17 protein-coding genes are annotated in these 21,881 nt (G+C 62.1%); 12 read left to right on the forward strand and 5 right to left on the reverse strand.

Going from position 1 to position 21,881, the window contains the following annotated elements; all coding sequences use genetic code 11:
- The first annotated feature begins 108 nt into the window (after window positions 1–108).
- Complete coding sequence (locus tag KBX18_RS09625; RefSeq protein WP_255995833.1) at window positions 109–1,098, forward strand: hypothetical protein; 990 nt, start codon at window positions 109–111, stop codon at window positions 1,096–1,098.
- Window positions 1,099–1,646: 548 nt separating this feature from the next.
- Here KBX18_RS09625 and KBX18_RS09630 read toward each other — a convergent pair.
- The 4 genes from KBX18_RS09630 to KBX18_RS09645 form a co-directional block, all read right to left on the reverse strand.
- Window positions 1,647–2,300 (reverse strand): suppressor of fused domain protein, encoded by a 654-nt coding sequence (locus tag KBX18_RS09630; RefSeq protein WP_255995834.1) that lies wholly within the window; start codon window positions 2,298–2,300, stop codon window positions 1,647–1,649.
- 42 nt (window positions 2,301–2,342) lie between these two features.
- The gene (locus tag KBX18_RS09635; protein WP_156774824.1) at window positions 2,343–2,519 is read right to left on the reverse strand and encodes a hypothetical protein; all 177 of its coding nucleotides are present in this window, start codon (window positions 2,517–2,519) and stop codon (window positions 2,343–2,345) included.
- A gap of 236 nt (window positions 2,520–2,755) precedes the next feature.
- The gene (locus tag KBX18_RS09640; protein ID WP_255995835.1) at window positions 2,756–5,149 is read right to left on the reverse strand and encodes a glycogen/starch/alpha-glucan phosphorylase; all 2,394 of its coding nucleotides are present in this window, start codon (window positions 5,147–5,149) and stop codon (window positions 2,756–2,758) included.
- A gap of 171 nt (window positions 5,150–5,320) precedes the next feature.
- Complete coding sequence (locus tag KBX18_RS09645) at window positions 5,321–6,631, reverse strand: DUF4921 family protein (protein ID WP_005289658.1); 1,311 nt, start codon at window positions 6,629–6,631, stop codon at window positions 5,321–5,323.
- A 31-nt stretch (window positions 6,632–6,662) separates the two neighbouring features.
- Here KBX18_RS09645 and KBX18_RS09650 point away from each other — a divergent pair, with 31 nt between their 5' ends.
- On the forward strand, window positions 6,663–7,058 hold the full coding sequence (locus KBX18_RS09650; protein ID WP_255995836.1) for a hypothetical protein: 396 nt from the start codon (window positions 6,663–6,665) through the stop codon (window positions 7,056–7,058).
- Here the strand turns inward: KBX18_RS09650 and KBX18_RS09655 are convergent.
- Entirely contained in the window at window positions 7,028–8,254 is a 1,227-nt protein-coding gene (locus KBX18_RS09655) for a glycerate kinase (RefSeq protein ID WP_255995837.1), read from the reverse strand. The two genes, KBX18_RS09650 and KBX18_RS09655, sit on opposite strands and share 31 nt — an antisense overlap.
- A 146-nt stretch (window positions 8,255–8,400) precedes the next feature.
- On the opposite strand from KBX18_RS09655, the gene gdhA reads away from it, so the two are divergent.
- From gdhA to ffh, 10 genes are all read left to right on the forward strand, one after another.
- Complete coding sequence (gene gdhA, locus KBX18_RS09660) at window positions 8,401–9,744, forward strand: NADP-specific glutamate dehydrogenase (RefSeq protein WP_255995838.1); 1,344 nt, start codon at window positions 8,401–8,403, stop codon at window positions 9,742–9,744.
- A gap of 80 nt (window positions 9,745–9,824) precedes the next feature.
- Entirely contained in the window at window positions 9,825–10,619 is a 795-nt protein-coding gene (locus KBX18_RS09665; protein WP_255995839.1) for a DivIVA domain-containing protein, read from the forward strand.
- A 74-nt stretch (window positions 10,620–10,693) separates the two neighbouring features.
- Window positions 10,694–11,254: a DUF177 domain-containing protein gene (locus KBX18_RS09670; protein WP_255995840.1), complete on the forward strand. Its 561-nt coding sequence runs from the start codon at window positions 10,694–10,696 to the stop codon at window positions 11,252–11,254.
- A complete protein-coding gene (gene rnc, locus KBX18_RS09675) occupies window positions 11,254–12,012 on the forward strand; it encodes a ribonuclease III (RefSeq protein ID WP_005289664.1) in 759 nt (252 codons plus the stop codon). Before KBX18_RS09670 ends, rnc begins: the two co-directional genes overlap by 1 nt.
- Window positions 12,013–12,849 carry a bifunctional DNA-formamidopyrimidine glycosylase/DNA-(apurinic or apyrimidinic site) lyase gene (gene mutM / locus KBX18_RS09680; RefSeq protein ID WP_005289665.1) on the forward strand — a complete coding sequence of 279 codons (837 nt, stop codon included), beginning with the start codon at window positions 12,013–12,015 and terminating at the stop codon, window positions 12,847–12,849. It begins immediately after the preceding gene.
- 57 nt (window positions 12,850–12,906) lie between these two features.
- Window positions 12,907–14,454, forward strand: coding sequence for a sodium:alanine symporter family protein (locus tag KBX18_RS09685; RefSeq protein WP_255995841.1), 1,548 nt, complete (start codon window positions 12,907–12,909; stop codon window positions 14,452–14,454).
- Window positions 14,455–14,464: 10 nt separating this feature from the next.
- Window positions 14,465–14,749 carry an acylphosphatase gene (locus KBX18_RS09690; protein WP_040423615.1) on the forward strand — a complete coding sequence of 95 codons (285 nt, stop codon included), beginning with the start codon at window positions 14,465–14,467 and terminating at the stop codon, window positions 14,747–14,749.
- A gap of 37 nt (window positions 14,750–14,786) precedes the next feature.
- Complete coding sequence (smc, locus tag KBX18_RS09695; RefSeq protein WP_255995842.1) at window positions 14,787–18,248, forward strand: chromosome segregation protein SMC; 3,462 nt, start codon at window positions 14,787–14,789, stop codon at window positions 18,246–18,248.
- Between the two features lie 34 nt (window positions 18,249–18,282).
- Window positions 18,283–19,962, forward strand: a complete 1,680-nt coding sequence (gene ftsY, locus KBX18_RS09700; protein ID WP_370687245.1) for a signal recognition particle-docking protein FtsY — start codon at window positions 18,283–18,285, stop codon at window positions 19,960–19,962.
- Window positions 19,963–20,037: 75 nt separating this feature from the next.
- Window positions 20,038–21,780 carry a signal recognition particle protein gene (gene ffh, locus KBX18_RS09705; protein ID WP_255995843.1) on the forward strand — a complete coding sequence of 581 codons (1,743 nt, stop codon included), beginning with the start codon at window positions 20,038–20,040 and terminating at the stop codon, window positions 21,778–21,780.
- Window positions 21,781–21,881: the final 101 nt, after the last annotated feature.

Consider the following 21,881-nt stretch of genomic DNA (forward strand, 5'->3'; position numbering starts at 1 on the left):
TAGCCGTGGCTTACCCCGACCGATTCGCAGACTACTTGTAAACCAAACCCCCACACACAAACAATCGGACACCCTCGATACGAAGGAAAGCGCTTATACCAGTCACTTTTGGCGGCTGTTACTGCTGAGGAGAAAGAAAGTACAGAGGTATCCTTCCTCTCCAAGGAAGAAACAAAGGCTTTAGAGTTCGCACCACCAGAGGATATCGAGAGGTACTTCTCCGATGTTGATATGGTTGTGAATGCAACTAACGATGACCAGCACCTTTCAGTCCTGAAGATTCTCCAACATACTAAATGTTTCATCTTATCCGAAAAACCGTTGGCAGCTCCTGGAGAAAGAATCCCCGAAGGATTAAATGAAAAATGGAGCACGGATAATACCTTTGCTCTCAATTGTATTGAACGCTACTCTGCAGCAGCTACAGAAGTAAAGCAGAAGATTAGCGAATCGGGATTAACCGTAAATCGGATTGATTTTATCTGGGCAAAGAACAGGTTCGATGATCCTCGCCCGACGGTGGGAGTGGTTTCAGAAATTATTCACCCGCTTGATTTATGCTGCTACCTATCAGGCAGTGACACCGCTAATTTGCAGCTCCTAGACGCATCGATTGTTGGGTCTAATTACGGTTCACCGAGCAAAGTCCTGCCGGAAACCGCCCAAGTTACTTTCTGCTTGGCAGATACTATTGTGACCGGTTCTGCTAGCTTTGGATACTCCAGTAGGATGCGGAAAGTAAATATAATAGCCTCTTCAACCGATGGCGAGCGTGAATACTTTGAATTAACTTTTGATGATCCTCGATGGGACTACGATCATCTATCTCATTGGTCCTCCGCAGGATCTAAGGCTTGCAAAACCACCGTTTATGAACCCACCCTAGGCAACTATCCGGAGGGCTGCGACAAGCTGGTTCGTTTCTGGAAGGAATTATTGACAAACGAAAGGAACCCGCGCTTTACGACATGGCGTGAAGCTTTAGATCTTCACCAATTTTTGACAGAAATTAGCAGGTACCAGAAGGGGGCTGTACTCTACCCGTCTGGGCCCCAAAGGTTTCAACTTGACAGAAGTAGTTCCGAAAGATTGGGATAGCCATTAACTATTCTGGCGGAAACCTTGGCCGACTGACCTTTTCGCTAACGCAATACCCTCAGCCTGGCGCTCACGGATAATGGCCCGCTCAAACTTCGCAAACGAACCAAAATGCCGAGCATTGGATCCGCACGCGGATCCGTGGTGCCTTTCGCAAACGTGAGATTCTAATGAAGAAAAGTAACAGTCACGCCCGTGTCGGTAAGTTCATCAACCATACCGCGCGAATCCGTGTGCGCGGTGGAAACTATTGCTGACAACAGCCTGACAGAATCGTTTAGCGTCACGCGCAAGCGTGAAGTACTGCGCGCTCGGAACGTCTAATCCAATCATGTGCTACCAAGGAGGTTTCCAATGGTGCATGCGCTACAGTACGCACCGGCGACACTCTTAGTGCGACTTTGAACCTCGATGATTTCAAAGCCCTCACTTCGGTAACGTTGGAGCAAAATCAATCCTATAATCCATCCTCGCCTTTATAAAAGGGAATAAACTGAAGTGACATCATAGGGCACACTCCACAACTGCACCTGCGGGAAAATTATCTTTTAGGCCACTGGCGGACGGCCGGGATGGACACCTTCTGCAAAACCAGCTTCGTAGAGGAGATCGAGCACCTCGACCCCAGCTAGGTAGGCTTCAATTTCCTGCGCGTACAGCGGGAAAAGACCCAAGAAGTGGACTGTCTCACCGCCGAACTGTGTCTTGAGCAGGTCGAACTCAGTATCCAGGGAAACCGCGCCACCGAGAACGAATCCAGAGAAGTCACTGCCCGGATAGGTTTCCTCCAGGGACTCACCCCACTGGGAAGAGGAGCCGTACGACAACCACGAGTTCGTGCTCCGGGGCAAGCGCGCAGTCATCTTCAGCAAGTCTAGCGGCCATGAGATCCCTTCTCGCCCTTCATTCGCACTCGACGTGACCTCATCTAGGGGCCAGTCACCCGGCAGAGTCATGATCAACTCAATGCGATCGAAGTCTTCTCTGCCCTGAGGCATCTCCATCTTGTGCCAGCTCATACCGGACGTGACCAGTGTCCATAATGGACGCTCTTCGGTGGGCCGCCAGCAGTAGATGTGGACCGGTTGCCCGTCCAGTCCGAGTATTTCGTGGTAGCCCCAGTAGTCCTCACCGAGGACGGGGGTGAAGCGCGAAGCGACGAGGTCGTCGGGATTGAACTCTTGTCCTGCAATGTTGTCCATGGCTGGGGTCCTTCTGTGTGTGAATTCAGGGGTCAGGGAGAGTTACCAGCCGTCCTCGCCTGCTTCGACCTTGCTGTCAATCAGCGCGCGGATCGGCTCGTTGTACCACTCCTCCAAGATCTCGGCTTCCGCCAGGCGCATGGCTTGTCCGTGGCAACGACCAGTGACTTCACCCGGTATCCACGGGTTGCCACCGTTTTCTTCGCGCGAAGTGATCATCGCAGCGCTCGCAGGCTGCTTCGTTTGCGTCCTCGAAAGCGGCTTGAATCGTTTCCTCATCGGTAGGTCGACCAAGTTCCTCGTGTGCCGCACGAATCGTTTCTGGGAGAATCATTGTGGGCCTTTCTCAGCGTGGCGGTGTCAGCGTCAATATGGCAGGTGTTGTGGGGTGGTGCTAGGTAATGAGCTGTTTCCTGCCCCGATCCGCTGCACAGGGTCGAATTCAAACAGGGGACTTAGCGGTTGATCGGGGTCGGCTCGATCTTCCACACCTCGTTCGCGTAGTCGCGGATGGTGCGGTCGGAGGAGAAGCGGCCGGACTCGCAGATGTTGATCCAGCACATGCGTGCCCAGTGCAGCGGGTCCGCGTAGTACTCGGCTGCCATGCGGTCGCGGGTCTCCTTGTAAGAGTCAAAGTCACCGAGGACGTAGTACGGATCGGCGGTGTTCCAACCGCCGTCGATAAGCAGGGAGTCGCGCAGGTCGGCGAACATACCGGTGCCGGAGTCATCGAGGGTGCCGTCGGTAAGCGCATCGATCGCACGCTTGATGGCGGGGTTGTTCTCGTAGACCTCCTGGGGCTGGTAGTTCTCCTTGAGCTCCGGCAGCTCCTCCTCGCGTGCGCCGAAGATGTAGGCGTTGTCCTCGCCGACGGAATCGACGATCTCCACGTTCGCGCCGTCCATGGTGCCCAGGGTCAACGCACCGTTCATCATGAACTTCATGTTGGAGGTACCGGAAGCTTCCTTACCGGCGGTGGAGATCTGCTCGGAGACGTCGGTGGCAGGAATGATCTGCTCTGCCGGGGAGACGTTGTAGTTCTCCACGAACACAACGCGCAGGAACTCGGAGACCTCCGGGTCGTTGTTGACTAGGTCGCCGATGGCGTTGATGAGTTTGATGATGCCCTTGGCGCGGTCATAACCGGGTGCTGCCTTCGCACCGAAGATGAAGGTGCGCTTGGGCACGTCACGCTCACCGTCGTGCTTGATGCGGAAGTACAGGTCCAGGATGTAGAGCGCGTTGAGCAGCTGGCGCTTGTACTCGTGCAGGCGCTTGATCTGGGTGTCGTAGACGGACTCGGGATCGATCTCCACGTGCTCGTGGACGCGGACCCAGTCGGCAAAGTCGCGCTTGTTGGAGGACTTGATCGCGCGCAGTTCCTTCATCACTGCGTCATCGTCAGCGTAGCGGCGCAACTCCTTGAGCTTGTCCATGTCGGTGACCCATGCGTCAGAACCGACGAGACGGTCCAGCAACTCCGACAGACGCGGGTTGCACATGCGCAGCCAACGGCGCGGGGTGACGCCGTTGGTCTTGTTGTTGAACTTCTCCGGGTACAGCTCGTGCCAGTAACCCAGGGTGTCGCGTTTGATGATCTCGGTGTGGATCGCGGCGACACCGTTGATGGAGTACGCGGCGTAGCAGGCGATCCACGCCATGTGCACCTTGTTGTCGTGCACGGGCGAGTATTGGTGAATCGTGTCGGGAGAAAGCTGGCGGGACGCCATGTCCTCGCGGTAGCGGCGGTCGATCTCCACAACGATCTCCCACACGCGGCCGAAGAGCTGCTGGAAGATGGATACATCCCAGGTCTCCAGGGCCTCCTGGAGGACAGTGTGGTTGGTGTAGGCGAACGTGTTGGTGACAACGTCCCAGGCATCTTCCCAGGTCATGCCGTGGTCATCGAGCAGAATGCGCATGAGCTCCGGGATGCCCAGCACCGGGTGGGTGTCGTTGAGCTGCACGGAGTTGTAGTCGGCAAAACCGCGCAGGTCGTCCCCGTGGTGCTCGATGTAGTTGTCCACCATCTCCTGCAGCGAGGCGGAGACGAAGAAGTACTGCTGGCGCACGCGCAGCACCTTGCCGTCGTAGGTGGTGTCGTTCGGGTAGAGCACGCGGGTCAGGTCGTGCACGGCCTCGCGCTCGAGGATGGCGTCAGAGAAGCGCTGGGAGTTGAATGCGTCGTAGTCGAACTCGCTCATCGGGGAGGCGTCCCACAGGCGCAAGGTGCCTACGTTGTCGGTGCCGTACCCGGTGATGGGCATGTCGTAGGGGATGGCACGGACGTGCATGTCGTCGAATTTGACGATGCGCTGCTGCGTGCCGCGGCGGACCGCGAACGGGTGGAAGCTCTCGCGCCACGCGTCCGGGTGCTCTTTCTGGAAGCCGTCGACGATTTCCTGGCGGAACAGGCCGTAGCGGTAGAGGATGCCGTAGCCGGTGACCGGGTAGTCCTGCGCGGCGGCAGAGTCGAGGAAGCACGCAGCCAGGCGGCCCAGGCCGCCGTTGCCCAGCGCGGCGTCGTGCTCAGCTTCGAGCACATCGAGGAAGTCGTGGTCATTCTCTGCTGCTGCGCGCTTCGCATCGTCCACCAGCCCAAGGTTGGTCAGGTTGTTCAGCAGCGCGCGACCCATGAGGAACTCTGCGGAGAAGTACGCCTGCTGGCGGGTGGCAGAGTACGCCTCGCGAGTAGCCTCCCACTTGTCGCCGATGTTCTCGATGACGGCCAGGGACAGGCCGGTCCAGAACTTCTTGCGGGATGCGGAGTCGGGGGCGGAACCAGAGACCGAGCGGACGTGGCCTCCAACAGTGTCAACGAATGCGGGCGGATGTGCTGGCATGTTCATTGCGGTGTTTACCTCAGTTATTCATCTGGTTTCATCAGGGTGCGCTTTCGTGCGCCTGCCACTGTACCGAGATTGCGGATACTGGGTGCCGCCCCAACTAGTGCACCCGCGCAACATCAGACGACATCGACCAGCACCGAGCAGCATCGGGTAATCCCGAGCAACGCAGGGCTACTGCAGCACTGGGTTGTAGCGCAACGCGTTGCGCACGGGCGAGCATTCTGTGGCGATGCGCAGCCTGTCGGCGAGTCGTCCCTCTTCACGCAACCGGTAGAGGTTGCTCACCATGCGGTCGCGGATATCGTAGGGGGACAAGGTGTTCACGTAGACTTTGGTGCCGCCTTCGAAGCCGGCCAGGGTGGATACACGCCATTTCAGGTTGATGTGCCACGGCATGGGCATGTCCAGGTCGATGGGTTTGTGGTGCCACTCTTCGTTGCTGGGCACTTCGGGGCCGGTCGCTGCGTGGGCGGCGTGAATGAGGTCGGACATCCCGCGCACCTCGTCTGCTGTTTGCAGCCACGGTTCCGGGGTCGCGGACTTGGAGTAAATGTTCATGGTGGGGTAGCGGTGGCCGATGCCCGCCGTCATCACTGCGTGATCGTTCTCCGCGATGATGAGGTTGTGGTAGCTGGCGTAGTTGATGCCCCACTCGTTGTAAATGTTGGGGTTCTGGCGCAGTTTGTCTATCTCAAAGTCGGCTTGCACACCGCGTTCGTCGATCGCAACGAGCTGCTTGTGCAGATGGTCGAACGAGGCACCGGCAGGAGCGAGCCAGTTTTGGAAGACGGACACGTACGGCGCGTAGCGGTTGCGTTCATAGAGGTCGCGCAAGGAATCGATGGTGAACGCAATGAACGCGTGGTGCTCGTCGGGCGTCAGGGTGCCGGAGGACGCGAGCTGGGAAGAGTCCTGCGCGCCGTCGACAAAGTGGCGGCTGCCGATGATCACGTCGTGTCCGCCGCCGAAGTAGGCGGGCACGTGCGCGAGCAATTCCTCTTCGGTCAGGTTGTCGTCGTGGCCGCCGGCTTTCAGGCGCATGCGCACGACGTCGAAGACGTGGTGGCGCCCGGCATCGTCGGCGAGGTAGCGCTCCATGTGGTCTTCGCGGGAGGTGTCCATGTGGAAGCCGTAGTTCTTCGCCCAGTAGTCGTAGGAGACGATCTCGAAGAGGTTAGGCACGCGGCGGAACATCGGCTGCGTGTCGTCTAATTCATGCGGCAACAGGTCGCGGAGGATCTCCCACCCGCCGTCGCGCTGGACAATGCGGGATTTCTCCGGCGGGGTCTTCAGCTTACGGTCCGCGCAGAAATTGCAGGAGTCGGTGAAGTCGTGCGGCTCCAGGGAGTGCGGTTCTTGCTTGGGTACGGCCAGCGGCCGGTTGCCGCGCCCCGGCACCGTCCACACCTGGGTGCCCGAGAACGGGTTGTACTGTTTGATGGTTCCGTCCGCCATGTGGCTGATCGGGTCGCGGTGAGTCATGCTCCTCAAGGCTATTAGCTAGTCTGTTTTCATGCCTGCTATTCAGTTTGACGTGCTTGTTCCCGACGATTCCGCCGCGCGCGAAGTGGGGGAGGCATTCACGCGTGCGGTGGAGATTTTGGTGCGGCGCGGCAAGCTTAGCGACGGCTCCGTCCGCCACACCGGCACACCCGACCTCCACGGGGACACCCTTGAGCAGCTGCGCGGCGCCTACCGCGAAGAGCGTGGGGAAGAGCCGGACGGGGCAGTCGTGCACCGCTACGTCATTGAGGCCGACGGGGCTAGTTCCATCAACAGCCTGGCCATGGGCTTGTCGCGCGTACTCACCCCGAAGGCGGATTTGCCGAAGGATTCGGTGGCGCTGGAGCGCCAGATGGACTTCGAGCTTCCGGCTGTCTATCCCTGGGCCGTGGAAGTGTTGAGGTAATCCACCGCGGCCTGGGCGCCGGCGCGAATGAGTTGATTGCGAACGTCCTCCTCGGACTCGCCGGGCTCACCGATCTCCACCGTGATCACATCGTCCGGCAGCTCTTCTTCGAAGCCGCCCGCGATGACTGCGACGGTAGCACCGGTGCCCTCGGCGAGCTCGGCGACGACGGAGACCACCTTGCCGCCCGCGGACTGCTCGTCGTATGTGCCCTCGCCGGTGACTACGAGGTTAGCCCCAGCGATCTTCTCCTTGAGGCCGTAGGAAGAGGCGACGGTGCGGGCACCGGAGACGACGTGGACGTGCTCGTCGTTGCCGTGCAGGAACCGCGACAGCCACGTGATGCCCACGGGCAGCGCGCCGGCGGCACCATAGCCGAGCTGGTCCGGGTCGATGCCGGCGAACTCGCAGAAGTGGTGCAACGCGGCGTCGACACGCTCGATGTCTTCGTCGCTGGCACCCTTCTGTGGACCGAAGATGCGGGCAGCGCCACGTGGGCCGGTTGCGGGGAACTCGGAGTCCGCCAAGAGCACCCAGTCCACAGACGCTGCCGGAATGTTCAGCTGCGCGGTGTCGATGTCGTGGAGGTCGCCCAAGTTCCCGCCGCCGTGGCGCAGGGGATGCCCGTTGGCATCCATCGGGTTGGCGCCTAGGGCAACGAGGATGCCGGTGCCACCGTCGATCGTGGCAGATCCGCCCATGCCCAGCACGATCGTTTTCGCGCCGCGGCTCTGCGCGTCAGCGATGAGGACCCCAGTGCCGTAGGTGTCGCCAGTGAGTGGGACAGGCTTGTCCTTGACAGCGGGTAGGCCTGTTGCTGCCGAGACGTCGATGTACGCGGTTTCCTCCGCGGCGTTGTAGACGTAGCTCGCCTCGGTGAGACGTCCAGCGGCATCGGTGGTGGGGAGAGTGACCACGGTGCCGTCGAAAAGCGAAGAAGTGCCTTCGCCCCCGTCCGCCATAGGCATGTGCTCAATGTCACAGTCGATGATGACGGACCGGATTCCTTCCGCAATCCATTCCGCAGCGTCGGCGGCAGAGGCCGTGCCCTTGAACGAGTCTGGGGCGACGATGACGCGGATGGTCCGCGCATCTGGCTGAAAATTAGCAGGTAGTCCCGCGTTGCCTTCGTCGTCGTTACGCGGGCCGAGGGCGGGGTAGGAGTGCGTCATCGAGGTCCTTTGTTCTTTGCTCATCCAGCTGGGTGTTGCCGGACGCGGTAGGTTCATTGCTGCTAGTTCACCGAAGACGATAGCAACGGGATGGCAGGAAAGAAGCGCGGTCGGCCGAGGCGGGACTATAGTGCTTACCTGTCAACCGTTAGAAAAGGAAAGGATCCAGCATGGCTAACTACGACGATGAAATGTCCGGTTACTACGACAAGCTGCTCCGCCGCAACGCCGGCGAACCCGAGTTCCACCAGGCAGTCGCTGAAGTCCTCGACTCCCTGAAGATCGTCCTGCAGAAGGATCCTCACTACAACGACTACGGCCTCATCGAGCGCCTCTGCGAGCCGGAACGCCAGATCATCTTCCGCGTGCCGTGGGTCACTGACTCCGGCGAGGTACGCGTTAACCGCGGCTTCCGCGTCCAGTTCAACTCCGCACTGGGACCTTACAAAGGCGGCCTACGCTTCCACCCGAGCGTGAACCTCGGCATCATCAAATTCCTCGGCTTCGAGCAGATCTTCAAGAACTCCCTGACCGGCCTGCCCATCGGCGGCGGCAAGGGCGGCTCCGACTTTGACCCGAAGGGCAAGTCCGAGCAGGAGATCATGCGTTTCTGCCAGTCCTTCATGACAGAGCTGCACCGCCATATCGGTGAGTACCGCGATGTTCCGGCGGGTGACATCGGTGTCGGCGGCCGCGAGGTCGGCTACCTATTTGGCCAGTACCGCCGCCTTTCTAACGAGCACGAGTCCGGTGTCCTCACCGGCAAAGGCCTGACATGGGGCGGCTCCCTGGTCCGCACCGAGGCCACCGGCTACGGCGTTGTCTACATCACCAACGAGGCCATGAAGCACAACGGTGACTCCTTTGACGGAGCTAAGGTCATCGTCTCTGGCTCCGGCAACGTAGCCACCTACGCCATCCAGAAGGCGCAGGAGCTTGGCGCCACCGTCATCGGTTTCTCCGACTCGTCCGGCTGGGTGGAGACGCCGAACGGTGTCAACCTTGAGCTGCTCCGTGAGATCAAGGAAGTCCGCCGCGGCCGCGTTGACGAGTACTGCAAGGAGGCAGAAGGTACCTTCCACTCCGACGGCTCCATCTGGGACCTGTCCGCCGATGTCGCTCTGCCGTGCGCAACCCAGAACGAGCTCGACGGCGATCACGCCCAAAAACTCGTGGACAACGGCGTGAAGTACGTCGCCGAGGGCGCGAACATGCCGTCCACTGCCGATGCCATTGAGGTCTTCCGCAAGTCCGGCACCCACTTCATTCCGGGCAAGGCCGCTAACGCCGGCGGCGTGGCAACCTCCGCCCTGGAGATGCAGCAGAACGCCTCCCGTGACTCCTGGTCCTTCGACTACACCGACGAGCGTCTCAAGCGCATCATGGAGAACATCTTCCGCAACGTTTCCGACACCGCGGCAGAGTACGACCACGAAGGTGACTACGTTGTCGGCTCCAACATCGCCGGCTTCAAGAAGGTCGCCGACGCTATGCTTGCTCAGGGCGTTATCTAGCCTGATCTAGGCTGCGCCACCTGCAACACACCGCCCCGGCCTGCCGGGGCTTTAGTGTTTCTACCAGTACTTTAGAAGTCATGTACCGCGTATTTGAAGCATTGGATGAGTTGGTCACCACTGTCGAGCAGGCTTACGGCGTGCCCATGACATCGAACTGCATGGTTCCCCGTAACGAAGTGCTCGCGCTGCTTGACGACATCCGCAACGCCCTCCCCGTCGAAGTCGACGATGCACAAGACGTCCTGGACAAGCAGGACGAGATTCTCCGCGGCGCTGAGGAGCGCGCAGACGAGATGATTGTCGAGGCCGAAGATCAGGCTCAGCGCCTCGTCTCCGATGCCCACAACGAGTCCGAGTCGATGCTGGGTGAGGCGCAGCAGCGCGCCACCATGCTCGTTGCCACCGCCGAAGACGACGCGAACACGCTCGTCGACCGCGCACGCGAGGAGGCCGACACAACGGTCGACCGCGCCCGCCGCGAGTCCGAGCGCCTGATCGCCGACGGTAACGAGTCCTACGAGCGTTCCGTCGCCGAAGGCCGCGAAGAACAGCAGCGTCTTGTTTCCGAAGCTGAGGTCACCCGCCGCGCCGACGAGGAAGCGCACCGTATCGTCGAAACCGCCCACACCGAGTCCAACCGCCTGCGCACTGAGTGCGATGAGTACGTCGACTCCAAGTTGGGTGAGTTCGAGGAAACGTTGACCAGTGTGCTGCGCACCGTCTCCTCTGACCGTTCCGCTCTGCGCCACGGCGCCGGAGCATCCGGCCGCGCTACGCACGCCGACGGGTACGCTCGTTACGACCGTGAGCGCGCTGAGCGTCCAGAGCGCCCCGACCGTGCCGATCGCGCCCGTCGCCCGCGCTCGAACTAACGCATCACGGCCCCTGCCACCTGCTCTGCCTGAATCTGTCGCGGGGGCGGGGACGCGGTAGGCTTGTGCGCGTTATGGCTACGAATCCGTTTGTCTTCGATGTAGCCGACGTCCTGCGCGGCGACGGCCTTCCGAAAACTCTCACTTATACCGGCCCATCCCCTTCACGCATCGGTCCCGAGATGATCGCCATCCCGGAAGGCGCCGAAGTTGAGGTGGAGGCAACGATCACGCCACTGGGCAGTGGCGTGATCGTTGATGCTACAGCGACCGCTCAGCTCCAAGGCCAGTGCGTTCGCTGCCTGCGTCCCCTCACCCCGACCGAGACCCTGACCGTCTCCCAGGTCTTTTCCGGTGGCGACGACTTCATCACCGGCGACGCTGAGGATGACGCGGATGCCGGCTCCGGCGACGATGTGCCCCGCATTGTGGACGACACAGTTGATTTGGAACAGGCGTTTGTCGACGAAGCAGGCCTGAACCTGCCGTTCAACCCCACCTGCCAGCCGGAGTGCCCGGAAGATTCCGAGGTTCCCGCGCCCGACGGTATCTCCGAAGAAGAGACGGACCGCGTCGACCCGCGCTGGGCCGGTTTGGAGAAGTTCCTCGGCGACGGGGACAGCGGGAGCAAATAGTGCCGCGGGCGAAGAAGAACAAGATCTCGGGTTCTCAGGCGTGGGCTGAGGCGTTCGCGGGAATCGATCACGCTTCACTGCTCGAGCGTCTCGGTGTTGACGTTGAGCCTGATCTGCTGAAACTGGCGCTGACTCACCGGTCTTTCGCGAATGAGCACGGGACCCTACCGAACAACGAGCGTCTCGAGTTCGTTGGTGACGCCGTGCTGGGCCTCACGATTGCCAACGAGCTGTTCGACCGTTTCCCGTCCCGGCCGGAGTCTGACCTGTCGCCCATGCGCGCCCGCATCGTCTCGCGCTACGGGTTGGCGGATGTTGCTCGCAGCATCGACCTCGGCGCACACGTCCTTTTGGGGAAAGGCGAGGAAGCCACCGGTGGCCGCAAGAAGGACTCGATCTTGGCGGACACGACCGAGGCTGTGCTGGGTGCGATCTACCGGCAGCACGGCTTTGATGTGACCCGCGACGTGATTACCCGGCTCTTCGACGACAAGATCGAGAACGCGCATTGGATCCAGGACTGGAAGACGGAGCTGCAAGAACGCGTCGCAGAGCTCGGCGGCAACCCGCCCGTCTACACCGCCACGGCCAAGGGGCCGGAGCACGAGCAGATCTTCACCGCCGAAGTCGCCATCGACGGGGTTCGCCGTGGCGTAGGCCGCGGCCAGAACAAGAAGACAGCGGAGCAGAACTCGGCCCGCGAGGCATTCTTCTTCCTCAAGGAGCACCCTGAAGCTGTCGCGCTGAGGCAGAAGTAAATGCCCGAACTCCCCGAAGTCGAGGTGGTCCGGCGGGGGTTGGACACGCACATCGTCGGCAGCACCTTCGACACCGTCGAGGTGCTTCACCCGCGCGCTGTGCGCGGCAACGATGTCGATCTCACGGAGATCCTGCCTGGCCTGAGTGTCACGGGCACAGGTAGGCGCGGCAAGTTCATGTGGCTCGAGCTTTCCGACGGCGCCGCGGTCATGGTCCACCTCCGCATGTCCGGCCAGATGATCGTCGGGGAACCAGGGCTCGTCGACAGCCCTCATCTGCGCATCCGCGCGCTCATGCACGGCGTGGGTTCCGCGCCATTCGAGCTCGACTTCATTGACCAGCGCACATTCGGGTCCTGGCAGTATACGCAGCTTATCGACGGCATCCCCGCCGCCATCCCGCATATCGCCCCGGACCCGTTCGAGACGGATTTTGACCCAGTGGCTACCGCCCGTGCGATCCGGAAGAAGAACGTGGCCATTAAGACGGTTTTGCTGGACCAGTCGGTGGTCAGCGGCATCGGTTCTATTTATGCCGACGAGGCGATGTGGGCTGCATGGATCAAACCCACCCGCAAGGGGCGCGCCCTACGGCAGCGCGACGCAGTCCGGTTGCTGGAGGAATCTCGCGCCGTGATGGCCCGCGCGCTCCAGGCAGGCGGAACGAGCTTCGATTCGCTCTACGTCAACGTCAACGGCGCCTCCGGTTACTTCTCCCGATCCTTGAATGCGTACGGGCAGGCGGACGAGCCGTGCGCCCGCTGCGGTACCCCCATCGCCCGGACCGTGGTCAATGGCCGATCCAGTTATTTTTGCCCGGTCTGCCAGGTGCTTTAGGCACTGCTCCAAGTAACCGTTACGTCGATGGGGCGGGTTGCCGATAAACTCCCCGGCATGGAAACCGCCTTAAACGTTGTTGACGGCACCATCAACGACATTCTCTGGACATACATCGTCCCATTCTTCCTGGTGCTGGGTGGGCTGTACTTCGGCCTGCGCACGATCTTCGTGCAGATTCGGTCTTTGCCGGACATGTTCAAAGCCATTACCGAGTCCCCAAAGGGCAAGGACCGGGAAGGGCGCGACCTGGATGAGGAATACGGCGGGCTCTCCGCGTTCAAGTCCTTCACCATCTCTGCTGCCTCCCGTGTGGGCACCGGCAACGTCGCCGGTGTTGCCCTGGCTATCTCTGTCGGCGGTCCCGGCGCTGTGTTCTGGATGTGGATGCTCGCCCTTCTCGGCGGAGCGACGGCGTTCGTTGAGTCGACGCTTGCCCAGCTGTGGAAGACCAAGGACGAGGACGGCAACTACCACGGTGGTCCGGCCTACTACATGACCCGCGGTCTCGGCTGGGCACCGCTGGCCACGATCTTTTCCGTCTTTCTCGCGTTGACCTACGGGTTCGTCTACAACGCCATCCAGACCAACTCGATCGTTGAGGCAGTCGGCGGTTCTTTGGGCACCGACTCCCTTGTGATGAAGGGCGTTGTCGCAGCCGTTATCGCGGCGCTGACGGCAGTGGTCATTTTCGGCGGTGTCACGCGCATCGCTAACTGGACCCAGGTCATCGTGCCGTTCATGGCCGGCGCATACATCATCATGGGTGTCACCGTCGTTGTGTTGAACATCGGCGAGGTCCCTGGCATGGTCAGCCTCATCGTGGGCCACGCCCTCGGCTTCCAGCAGGTTGCTGGTGCCACGGTCGGCTTAGCGCTCATGCAGGGCATGCGCCGCGGCTTGTTCTCCAACGAGGCCGGCATGGGCTCCGCCCCGAACGCCGCTGCGACTGCAACCGTGTCCCACCCGGTCAAGCAGGGCCTAGTGCAAACGCTCGGCGTGTACTTTGACACCCTCATCGTCTGTTCCATCACGGCCTTCGTCGTGCTGCTCGGCCCGGCGGTGAGTTACGGAAAAGACGACATCCAGGGCGCCGCGTTGACCCAGTCCGCGCTGGCTGATTCCGTCGGTGCATGGGGCGCCCACGCGATCACATTCATCCTGTTCTTCCTGGCGTTCTCCTCCGTGCTGGGCAACTACTACCTTGCACAGGCCAATGTGGAGTACCTGACGGAGAACAAGACCGTCATGCTCGTCTTCCGCCTTGTGGTGATTGGCTTCGTCATCTTCGGTGCATTCGGCTCCGTGCCGCTCGTGTGGGCGCTCGGCGACACCATGGCTGGTCTGCTGGCCGTCTTCAACATCGCGGCAATTGTTCCGCTTGGCGGAGTGGCCATCAAGCTGCTGAAGAACTTCAACGAGCAACGCCAGCAGGGCATGGATCCGGTCTTCCACCGCGACATGCTGCCTGAGGTGAAGAACGTCGAGTTCTGGGACGGCTCCGACCCAGTCACCCGCCGCAGCATCGAAGATCGTGTCACCGCACGCGATGCACGCCGCTCTGGCGAAAGCAACGACGAGGGCGGGCTGACAGAAGCACGCTAATCTGGTCTGCATGGCAGACACACGCATGACAGCCCACGTTCACGGACACGTCCAAGGCGTGGGCTTTCGCTATTGGGTGAAATCCCAGGCGAAGAAGCACAACATCACCGGTTACGCGAAGAACCTCGAAGATGGCCGCGTGGAGGTTGTGGCTGAGGGGGAAGAGGCGGACGTCGATAAGCTTCTGGCGCTGTTGCGCGAAGACCCGTCGACGGCCGACCGCCCGGGGAACGTGACTCACGTGGAGGCGCAGCACAGTGAGCCGAAGGGCGCGCAGGGTTTTGAGGAGCGGTAGGTACTCCGTCAACTAACTGTCGACTAGAATCACCCGAATGCACCTCAGTTCGTTGACGCTTAAAGGATTCAAGTCCTTCGCGTCGTCGACGACGATGAAATTCGAGCCGGGCATCTGCGCGGTCGTTGGCCCGAACGGTTCTGGCAAGTCGAACGTGGTCGATGCGCTGGCGTGGGTGATGGGGGAGCAGGGGGCCAAGAATCTCCGCGGCGGGAAGATGGAGGACGTCATCTTCGCTGGTGCTGGCGAGCGCAAGCAGCTCGGCCGCGCGGAGGTGACGCTGACGTTCGACAACTCGGACCGCAAGCTGCCAATCGAGTACACGCAGGTGGCCATCACCCGCCGCATGTTCCGCGATGGCGCGTCGGAGTATGAGATCAACGGCTCCAAGGCTCGCCTGATGGATATTCAGGAGCTGCTGTCGGACTCAGGCATTGGCCGCGAGATGCACATCATCGTCGGCCAGGGCAAGCTCAATGAGATTCTCGAGTCGCGCCCGGAGGACCGCCGCGCGTTCATCGAGGAAGCTGCCGGTGTGCTCAAGCACCGCCGCCGCAAGGAGAAAGCACAGCGCAAGCTGACGGGCATGCAGGCGAACCTGGACCGCCTCACCGACCTCACCGACGAGCTGGGCAAGCAGCTCAAGCCGTTGGCGCGCCAAGCTGAAGCCGCGCAGCGGGCGGCGACAGTCCAGGCGGATCTGCGCGACGCTCGCCTGAAAATCGCAGGCCACAGGGTTGTCACTCTTCGCGCGTCGCTTATCGACGCCACTCGCGCAGCCGAACTCCACGCCCAGAAAGTCCGGGACGTCACCGCCGAGTTGGAAGACGCCGAAGGGCACCAGCAGACAGTAGAAGAAAACCAGGCACGCGCGACGGCCGCTGCTGACGCTGCGCAACAGCTCTGGTTCGGCCTGTCGTCGCTGGCAGAGCGAACGTCGGCGACACTGCGCATTGCCTCCGAACGCGCCCGTCATGCTGACGAGATTGTGGACTACCGCGGCCAGGATCCGAAGAAACTGATCGCGCTCGCCGAGCGGGCGGAGGAAGACCATGCCGCGAAACAGGCCGCGCACGACAAGGCCCAGGCTGCATTGAACGCTGTGCTGTCCGAAGTCGCGGAACTGAAGGAGAAAGCCGCCGCGGCCGAAGCTGAGCACAAAGCCCAAGTCAGGGCGATTGCTGACCGGCGTGAAGGCGTAGTCCGCCTGCTCGCCCAGGAGGAAAGCCAAGCAGGAGCGGTTGAGTCCGCCCAGCAAGAAGTGGAAAGGCTTGCGGCAGCGGCGGAGGAGACGCGCCAGCAGGCCCGCAATGCGGAGGAGCAGGCGGCTCAAGCTGCTGAGAAGCTGGCGTCCGTCGACAGTGAGCGGGAACCTCTCGTCCAGGCGCACACCCGCGCCGGGGCGGAAGCCGATGCGGCGGAGAAGCGCCTCGACCAGCTCCGTGAGGAGCAAAAACAGCGTGAGAAGACTGTCTACTCTCTATCTGCACGCATCTCCACACTCGCTGAAACCGCCCCGGTCGCCGACGCGGCCGATGTCTTAGGCCAAGGTTTCGCCCCGTTGGCCGACTGGGTCAAGGCAGAAGCAGGGTTGGAGAAAGCCTTGGCAGCGGCGCTCGGCCCGCACGCTGAGGCTCTCGCTGGCGAGGTCGGCGAGGAGGTTGCAAGTGAGCTCGGTCAGGCGACGCGCACAGTGGTGGTGGACACCCAGGCCGGTGGCCGCTCCTGGCGTCTCGACGGTGCACCCCCAGCCGGTACGACCTGGCTGCTCGATCACGTGACACTGGCACCGGAGATCACCGGCCCTGTCACGCGCGTGCTTGTCGATGTCATTCTGGCCAAGAATGTCACCTCCGCCCGTGCTGCGGTGCAGGATGATCCGCGCCTGCGTGCCGTGACGGCGGGCGGCACCGTCGTCGGTGAGGGCTGGATCGCGGCCGGATCCGGTGGTGCGTCGTCGGTTGAGGTCGCCGCCCAGATAGAACAAGCGACAGCGGAACTGGAACGCGCTCAGGCTGCGCTCGATGAGCTCTCCGGCACCCTTGAGGGCGCGAAGATCGCTGCGGAGGAAGCCCGGGTCGCAGCCGCCTCAGCGAAAGCTGCGCTCAAGGAGCATGACGCCCACGCCGCCTCGTGGAAACGCGACCAGCTGCGCCTGACCAGTCAGGCGCAGCAGGCGCGGCAGCAGCATGAGCGCGCCGCCAAACAAGCCACCGAGGCAGAAATCCGGCTCGCTGACCGGGTGAAGCACCTTGCGGAGACCCGCGACCGGCTATCCCGGGTCGAGCAGCCCGACACCGACGAAGAGGCAGATTCTACTGCCCGCGACGAGGCTGCTGCGCAATTAGCGGACGCCCGATCCCGCGAAATGGAAGCCACACTGGCCGCCCGTTCCGCCCAACAGGCGGTGGAGCAGGTTGCGGGCCGGGGCGCTGCGCTGCGTCGTCAAGCGGAAAGCGAACAGCAAGCCAAAGCACGTCATGAGGCGGCAATGGCGCGGAAGCGAGCCCAGGCACAGCTCGCGCAGACCGTGGCAGCGCACGCCGAAACGCTGCAGGAACGCATCGCCGACGCGCTCAACCGCGCGACCGAACAGCGCGACGAGCTCACCTCCCAGGTCAAGCAGCTCACCGTCGCGCAGTCACAGGCGCGCGACAAAGTCAGCGCGTTGCGCCAGCAACTGAGCCGGCTTGGTGACACCGCGCACGCCGCTGACATCGCCCGTGAGCAGGCGCAGGTGCGCATTTCCGAGGCGGAGGAGAAGATCGTCGAGCAGCTCGGCATCGCCATCGACGATCTTCTCGAGGGGTACACGCCCGGCGAAGACTTCGACAAGGATGCCGAAACCAAGCGCCTCAAGCAGGCCGAGAAGGATCTCGCCGCGTTAGGCAAGGTCAACCCGCTGGCGCTGGAAGAGTACAAGGCGATGGAGGAGCGGTACAGCTTCCTGTCCACCCAGCTCGCTGATGTCGTCCAGGCGCGGAAAGATCTCACCGGGGTGATCGATGACGTCGATAAGCAAATCCTGCAGCTGTTCACCGACGCGTGGCACGACGTGGAACGCGAATTCCCCCGCGTATTCCAGACGCTGTTTCCCGGCGGTGAAGCGCGCCTGTTGCTGACCGACCCGTCGGACATGCTCGCCACCGGGATCGAGATCGAGGCGCGTCCCCCGGGCAAGAAGGTCAAACGGCTCTCGCTGCTCTCCGGCGGGGAGAAGTCACTCACGGCGTTGGCGATGCTCGTGGCCATTTTCCGTGCCCGCCCGAGCCCGTTCTACGTGTTGGACGAGGTCGAAGCAGCGCTTGACGACGTCAACCTTCGCCGCCTGATCGCCCTCCTTGAGGAGCTCCGCGAGGACTCGCAGCTCATTGTGATCACCCACCAGAAGCCAACGATGGATGTCGCGAACGTGCTCTACGGCGTGACCATGCGTGGCGACGGTGTGACCCGCGTGATCTCCCAGCGCATGAGCCCCTCACCGCAGCCGCAGGAGTAGGGTGCCGTCCCGCCCGCCGTGATCTGGTGGCACTATGGGGGCCATGATGAATTCAACCGTTCTGTGGATCATTGTCGCCGTCATCGTGGTGCTGCTCATCATCGTGGGCATCATCGTGGTGGTAGGCAACAACCGCAAGAAGTCCAAGACCGTCTCCTTCGACAAAGTGGAGCCGGAGGAGCCGAAGGAACTCACCCAGCAGGAGAAGTCCGGTAACTACCAGGCAAAAGGCGGCTTCAACTTCGCTCCGGCGGGTGCGGCGACCGCGGAGAAAGAGCCCGTGCGTGTCGACGAGCCCTTGAACACGCCGACACCCGCCGAGCCTGAGCCGGCAGCTGTTGAGGCCAGCGCTGAGCCTGATGCTGTGGTGGATGTTGACGGTGATCCGGTCGCCGACGACGACATCGTCGAGGTCGACGAGCCTGTCGAGGTCGAGGAGCCGGTTGAGGAAGAGCTGGTTGAGGACGAACTGCTTGATGACGCACCGGCCGAGGCTGTTGATCCGGACGGTTTGAGCGTGGGTAAGCCACTCGGGGCGATGTCCGACGATCCGGAAGCTGGTGCGGCTGATGATGCAGCTGAGGATGCCGTGTCTGCCCAGGTGCACGACGACGCAGCCGATGTTGCCGAGCCGGCTGCCCCGGTCAACCAGACCCCGGAGGAGGAAGCAGAAGAAGCGGCTGAAATCGCCCGCACCACTGCGGATGTGGCTGAGGAAGCCCGTGCGCAGACCCCGGTGCCCGGAGGCGAACCTGCCCCTCAGCAGCAGCCAGTGGATGACATTGCCCCGGCAGCTGGCCGCATCGGCCGTTTGCGCGGTCGCCTGTCGCGCTCCCAGAACGCCATCGGTCAGGGCCTGCTGGGCATTCTCACCGCCGGTGATCTGGACGAGGACGCGTGGGAGGAAATCGAAGACACCCTCATCATGGCGGACCTCGGTGCAGAGCTGACCATGAAGGTGACGGAGAATCTGCGCGAGAAGATCGCTGAGCGCGGTGTGGCCTCTGAGGAAGAAGCTCGCGCCATGCTGCGTGAGACCCTCATCGAGGCAGGCCGTCCCGAGCTGGACCGCTCCATCAAGGCGATGCCGAACGAGGGCAAGCCCGCCGTCATTCTCGTCGTGGGTGTGAACGGCACCGGCAAGACCACTGCGACGGGCAAGCTTGCCCGCGTGCTCATCTCCATGGGCCACCGCGTTGTGCTGGGCGCGGCCGATACCTTCCGTGCTGCAGCCGCCGACCAGCTTGAGACCTGGGGTCGCCGTGTCGGTGCGTCCACGGTCCGTGGTGCTGAGGGTGCTGACCCCGCCGCAGTTGCTTTCGACGCCGTGAAGACCGGCGTGGAGGAGCAGGCTGACGTGGTCATCGTCGACACCGCCGGGCGCCTGCACACCTCGACCGGCCTGATGGATCAGCTGGGCAAGGTCAAGCGCGTCGTCGAGAAGAAGTCTCAGGTCGATGAGGTGCTGCTCGTCCTCGACGCGACGGTGGGGCAGAACGGCCTGACGCAAGCTCGCGTGTTCAAGGACGTTGTGGAGATCACCGGTGTAGTGCTGACCAAACTCGACGGCACCGCCAAGGGCGGTATCGTCTTCCAGGTGCAGGAAGAACTCGGCGTGCCGGTCAAGCTCGTCGGCCTCGGCGAGGGCGCGGACGATCTCGCACCGTTCGAGGTGGAGGGCTTTGTCGACGCGCTGCTGGGCACGTCCAAATAGCAATGTGATTTAGGTGGTGGGTAGCAGCTAGGCTGTACCCACCACTTTTTTCGTTTGCTACGAGGGAGCTTTTTCGTGTTCGAGTCATTGTCAGACCGCTTGCAAACAGCGCTGAAAGGTCTGCGGGGCAAGGGCAAACTCACGGAAGAGGACATTAACGCCACCGCCCGTGAGATCCGCATCGCGCTGCTTGAGGCCGATGTCTCCCTGACCGTCGTCCGCGCCTTCATCAAGCGGGTCAAGGAGCGCGCACTCGGTGCCGACGTTTCTGAGGCGCTCAACCCGGCGCAGCAAGTGATCAAGATCGTCGACGAGGAACTGACCAACATCCTCGGCGGCGAGACGCGCCGCCTCAACCTGGCGAAGAACCCGCCGACTGTGATCATGCTGGCCGGTCTGCAAGGTGCCGGTAAGACCACCTTGGCCGGCAAGCTCGCACTGCACTTGAAGAAGCAAGGGCACGCCCCGATGCTTGTGGCCTGCGACTTGCAGCGCCCTGGTGCTGTCCAGCAGCTGCAGATCGTCGGCGAGCGCGCCGGGGTGCGTACTTTCGCGCCGGACCCGGGTACCTCGCTGGATTCCTCGGAACACGAAATGGGCATCTCCCACGGCGATCCGGTTGCCGTGGCCCAGGCGAGTATCGACGAAGCCCGCCGCACGAACGCCGACGTGGTCATCATCGATACCGCCGGCCGGCTGGGTATTGACGAAACCCTGATGACCCAGGCCCGCAATATCCGCAACGCGGTCAACCCGGACGAAGTCCTCTTCGTCATCGATGCCATGATCGGCCAGGACGCGGTGACCACCGCGCAAGCCTTCGCTGACGGTGTGGACTTCACCGGTGTCGTGCTGACCAAGCTCGACGGTGACGCCCGTGGTGGTGCAGCACTGTCGATCCGTGAGGTGACGGGCAAGCCGATCCTGTTTGCGTCGACAGGCGAAAAGCTCGAAGACTTCGATGTGTTCCACCCGGACCGCATGTCCAGCCGCATCCTCGGCATGGGTGACCTGCTCTCCCTGATCGAGCAGGCAGAGACCATGATGGACCAGCAGAAGGCGGAAGAAGCCGCCATGAAGCTGGGGTCCGGCGAACTGACGCTGGAGGACTTCCTGGATCAGCTGCTGATGATCCGCCGCATGGGGCCGATCGGCAACCTGCTGAAAATGATGCCCGGCGGCAAGCAAATGAACGACATGGCTGACATGGTCGACGAGAAGCAGCTCGACCGCATCCAGGCCATCATCCGCGGTATGACCCCGCAGGAGCGTGAGGACCCGAAGATCCTCAACGCTTCCAGGCGCAAGCGGATTGCTAACGGTTCCGGAGTCACCGTCGCTGACGTCAACCAGCTGGTGGAGCGCTTCTTCGAGGCGAAGAAGATGATGAGCAAGATGGCTAACCAGTTCGGCATGTCCGGAATGCCCGGCATGCCGGGGATGCCTGGCATGGGCGGCGGCCGGTCCGCGACGAAGAAGCAGCCGAAGGGCCGCAAGAACAAGAAGGGCAAGCGCAAGCCGCCGAAGAAGCAGAACGGGCCGAAGATGCCGCCGATGGGCGGAGCGCCCGGTGCCCCGGCAGCCCCCGCCGGTCCTGGTGGAATGCCGGGGATGCCCGGGATGGACGGCCTCGATCCGGCTGAGCTGAAGAAGATTCAGGAGCAGCTGCCTCCCGGCATGGACGGGCTGGACCTGGGCAACCTGAACAACATGGACATGAACGAGATGATGAAGCGCATGGGCGGCATGCCCGGAATGGGAGGCATGCCCGGCATGGGCGGCGGCTTCCCGGGCTTCGGGGGGAAGAAAAGGAAATAAGGTCCGAGAGTTACTCGGACCCGGAATACTGCTCGAGCTTATAAGCCGATCTGCATGTTTCTCACCAGGGCTTTCACGTGAGCAGTATTACGGAAAACCCC

Source organism: Corynebacterium sp. CCUG 69979 (assembly GCF_024454095.1).
GTDB classification, from domain to species: domain Bacteria; phylum Actinomycetota; class Actinomycetes; order Mycobacteriales; family Mycobacteriaceae; genus Corynebacterium; species Corynebacterium genitalium.

What these genes read in the sequence shown, in the direction of transcription:
- mutM (WP_005289665.1), top strand. Translation starts at nt 12,013, where the DNA reads ATGCCCGAACTCCCCGAAGTCGAGGTGGTCCGGCGGGGGTTGGACACG.
- KBX18_RS09635 (WP_156774824.1), bottom strand. Translation starts at nt 2,519, where the DNA reads ATGATCACTTCGCGCGAAGAAAACGGTGGCAACCCGTGGATACCGGGT.
- smc (WP_255995842.1), top strand. Translation starts at nt 14,787, where the DNA reads ATGCACCTCAGTTCGTTGACGCTTAAAGGATTCAAGTCCTTCGCGTCG.
- KBX18_RS09685 (WP_255995841.1), top strand. Translation starts at nt 12,907, where the DNA reads ATGGAAACCGCCTTAAACGTTGTTGACGGCACCATCAACGACATTCTC.
- KBX18_RS09640 (WP_255995835.1), bottom strand. Translation starts at nt 5,149, where the DNA reads ATGAACATGCCAGCACATCCGCCCGCATTCGTTGACACTGTTGGAGGC.
- gdhA (WP_255995838.1), top strand. Translation starts at nt 8,401, where the DNA reads ATGGCTAACTACGACGATGAAATGTCCGGTTACTACGACAAGCTGCTC.
- KBX18_RS09655 (WP_255995837.1), bottom strand. Translation starts at nt 8,254, where the DNA reads ATGAGCAAAGAACAAAGGACCTCGATGACGCACTCCTACCCCGCCCTC.
- KBX18_RS09645 (WP_005289658.1), bottom strand. Translation starts at nt 6,631, where the DNA reads ATGACTCACCGCGACCCGATCAGCCACATGGCGGACGGAACCATCAAA.
- KBX18_RS09630 (WP_255995834.1), bottom strand. Translation starts at nt 2,300, where the DNA reads ATGGACAACATTGCAGGACAAGAGTTCAATCCCGACGACCTCGTCGCT.
- KBX18_RS09665 (WP_255995839.1), top strand. Translation starts at nt 9,825, where the DNA reads ATGTACCGCGTATTTGAAGCATTGGATGAGTTGGTCACCACTGTCGAG.
- KBX18_RS09690 (WP_040423615.1), top strand. Translation starts at nt 14,465, where the DNA reads ATGGCAGACACACGCATGACAGCCCACGTTCACGGACACGTCCAAGGC.
- KBX18_RS09670 (WP_255995840.1), top strand. Translation starts at nt 10,694, where the DNA reads ATGGCTACGAATCCGTTTGTCTTCGATGTAGCCGACGTCCTGCGCGGC.
- ftsY (WP_370687245.1), top strand. Translation starts at nt 18,283, where the DNA reads ATGGGGGCCATGATGAATTCAACCGTTCTGTGGATCATTGTCGCCGTC.
- KBX18_RS09650 (WP_255995836.1), top strand. Translation starts at nt 6,663, where the DNA reads ATGCCTGCTATTCAGTTTGACGTGCTTGTTCCCGACGATTCCGCCGCG.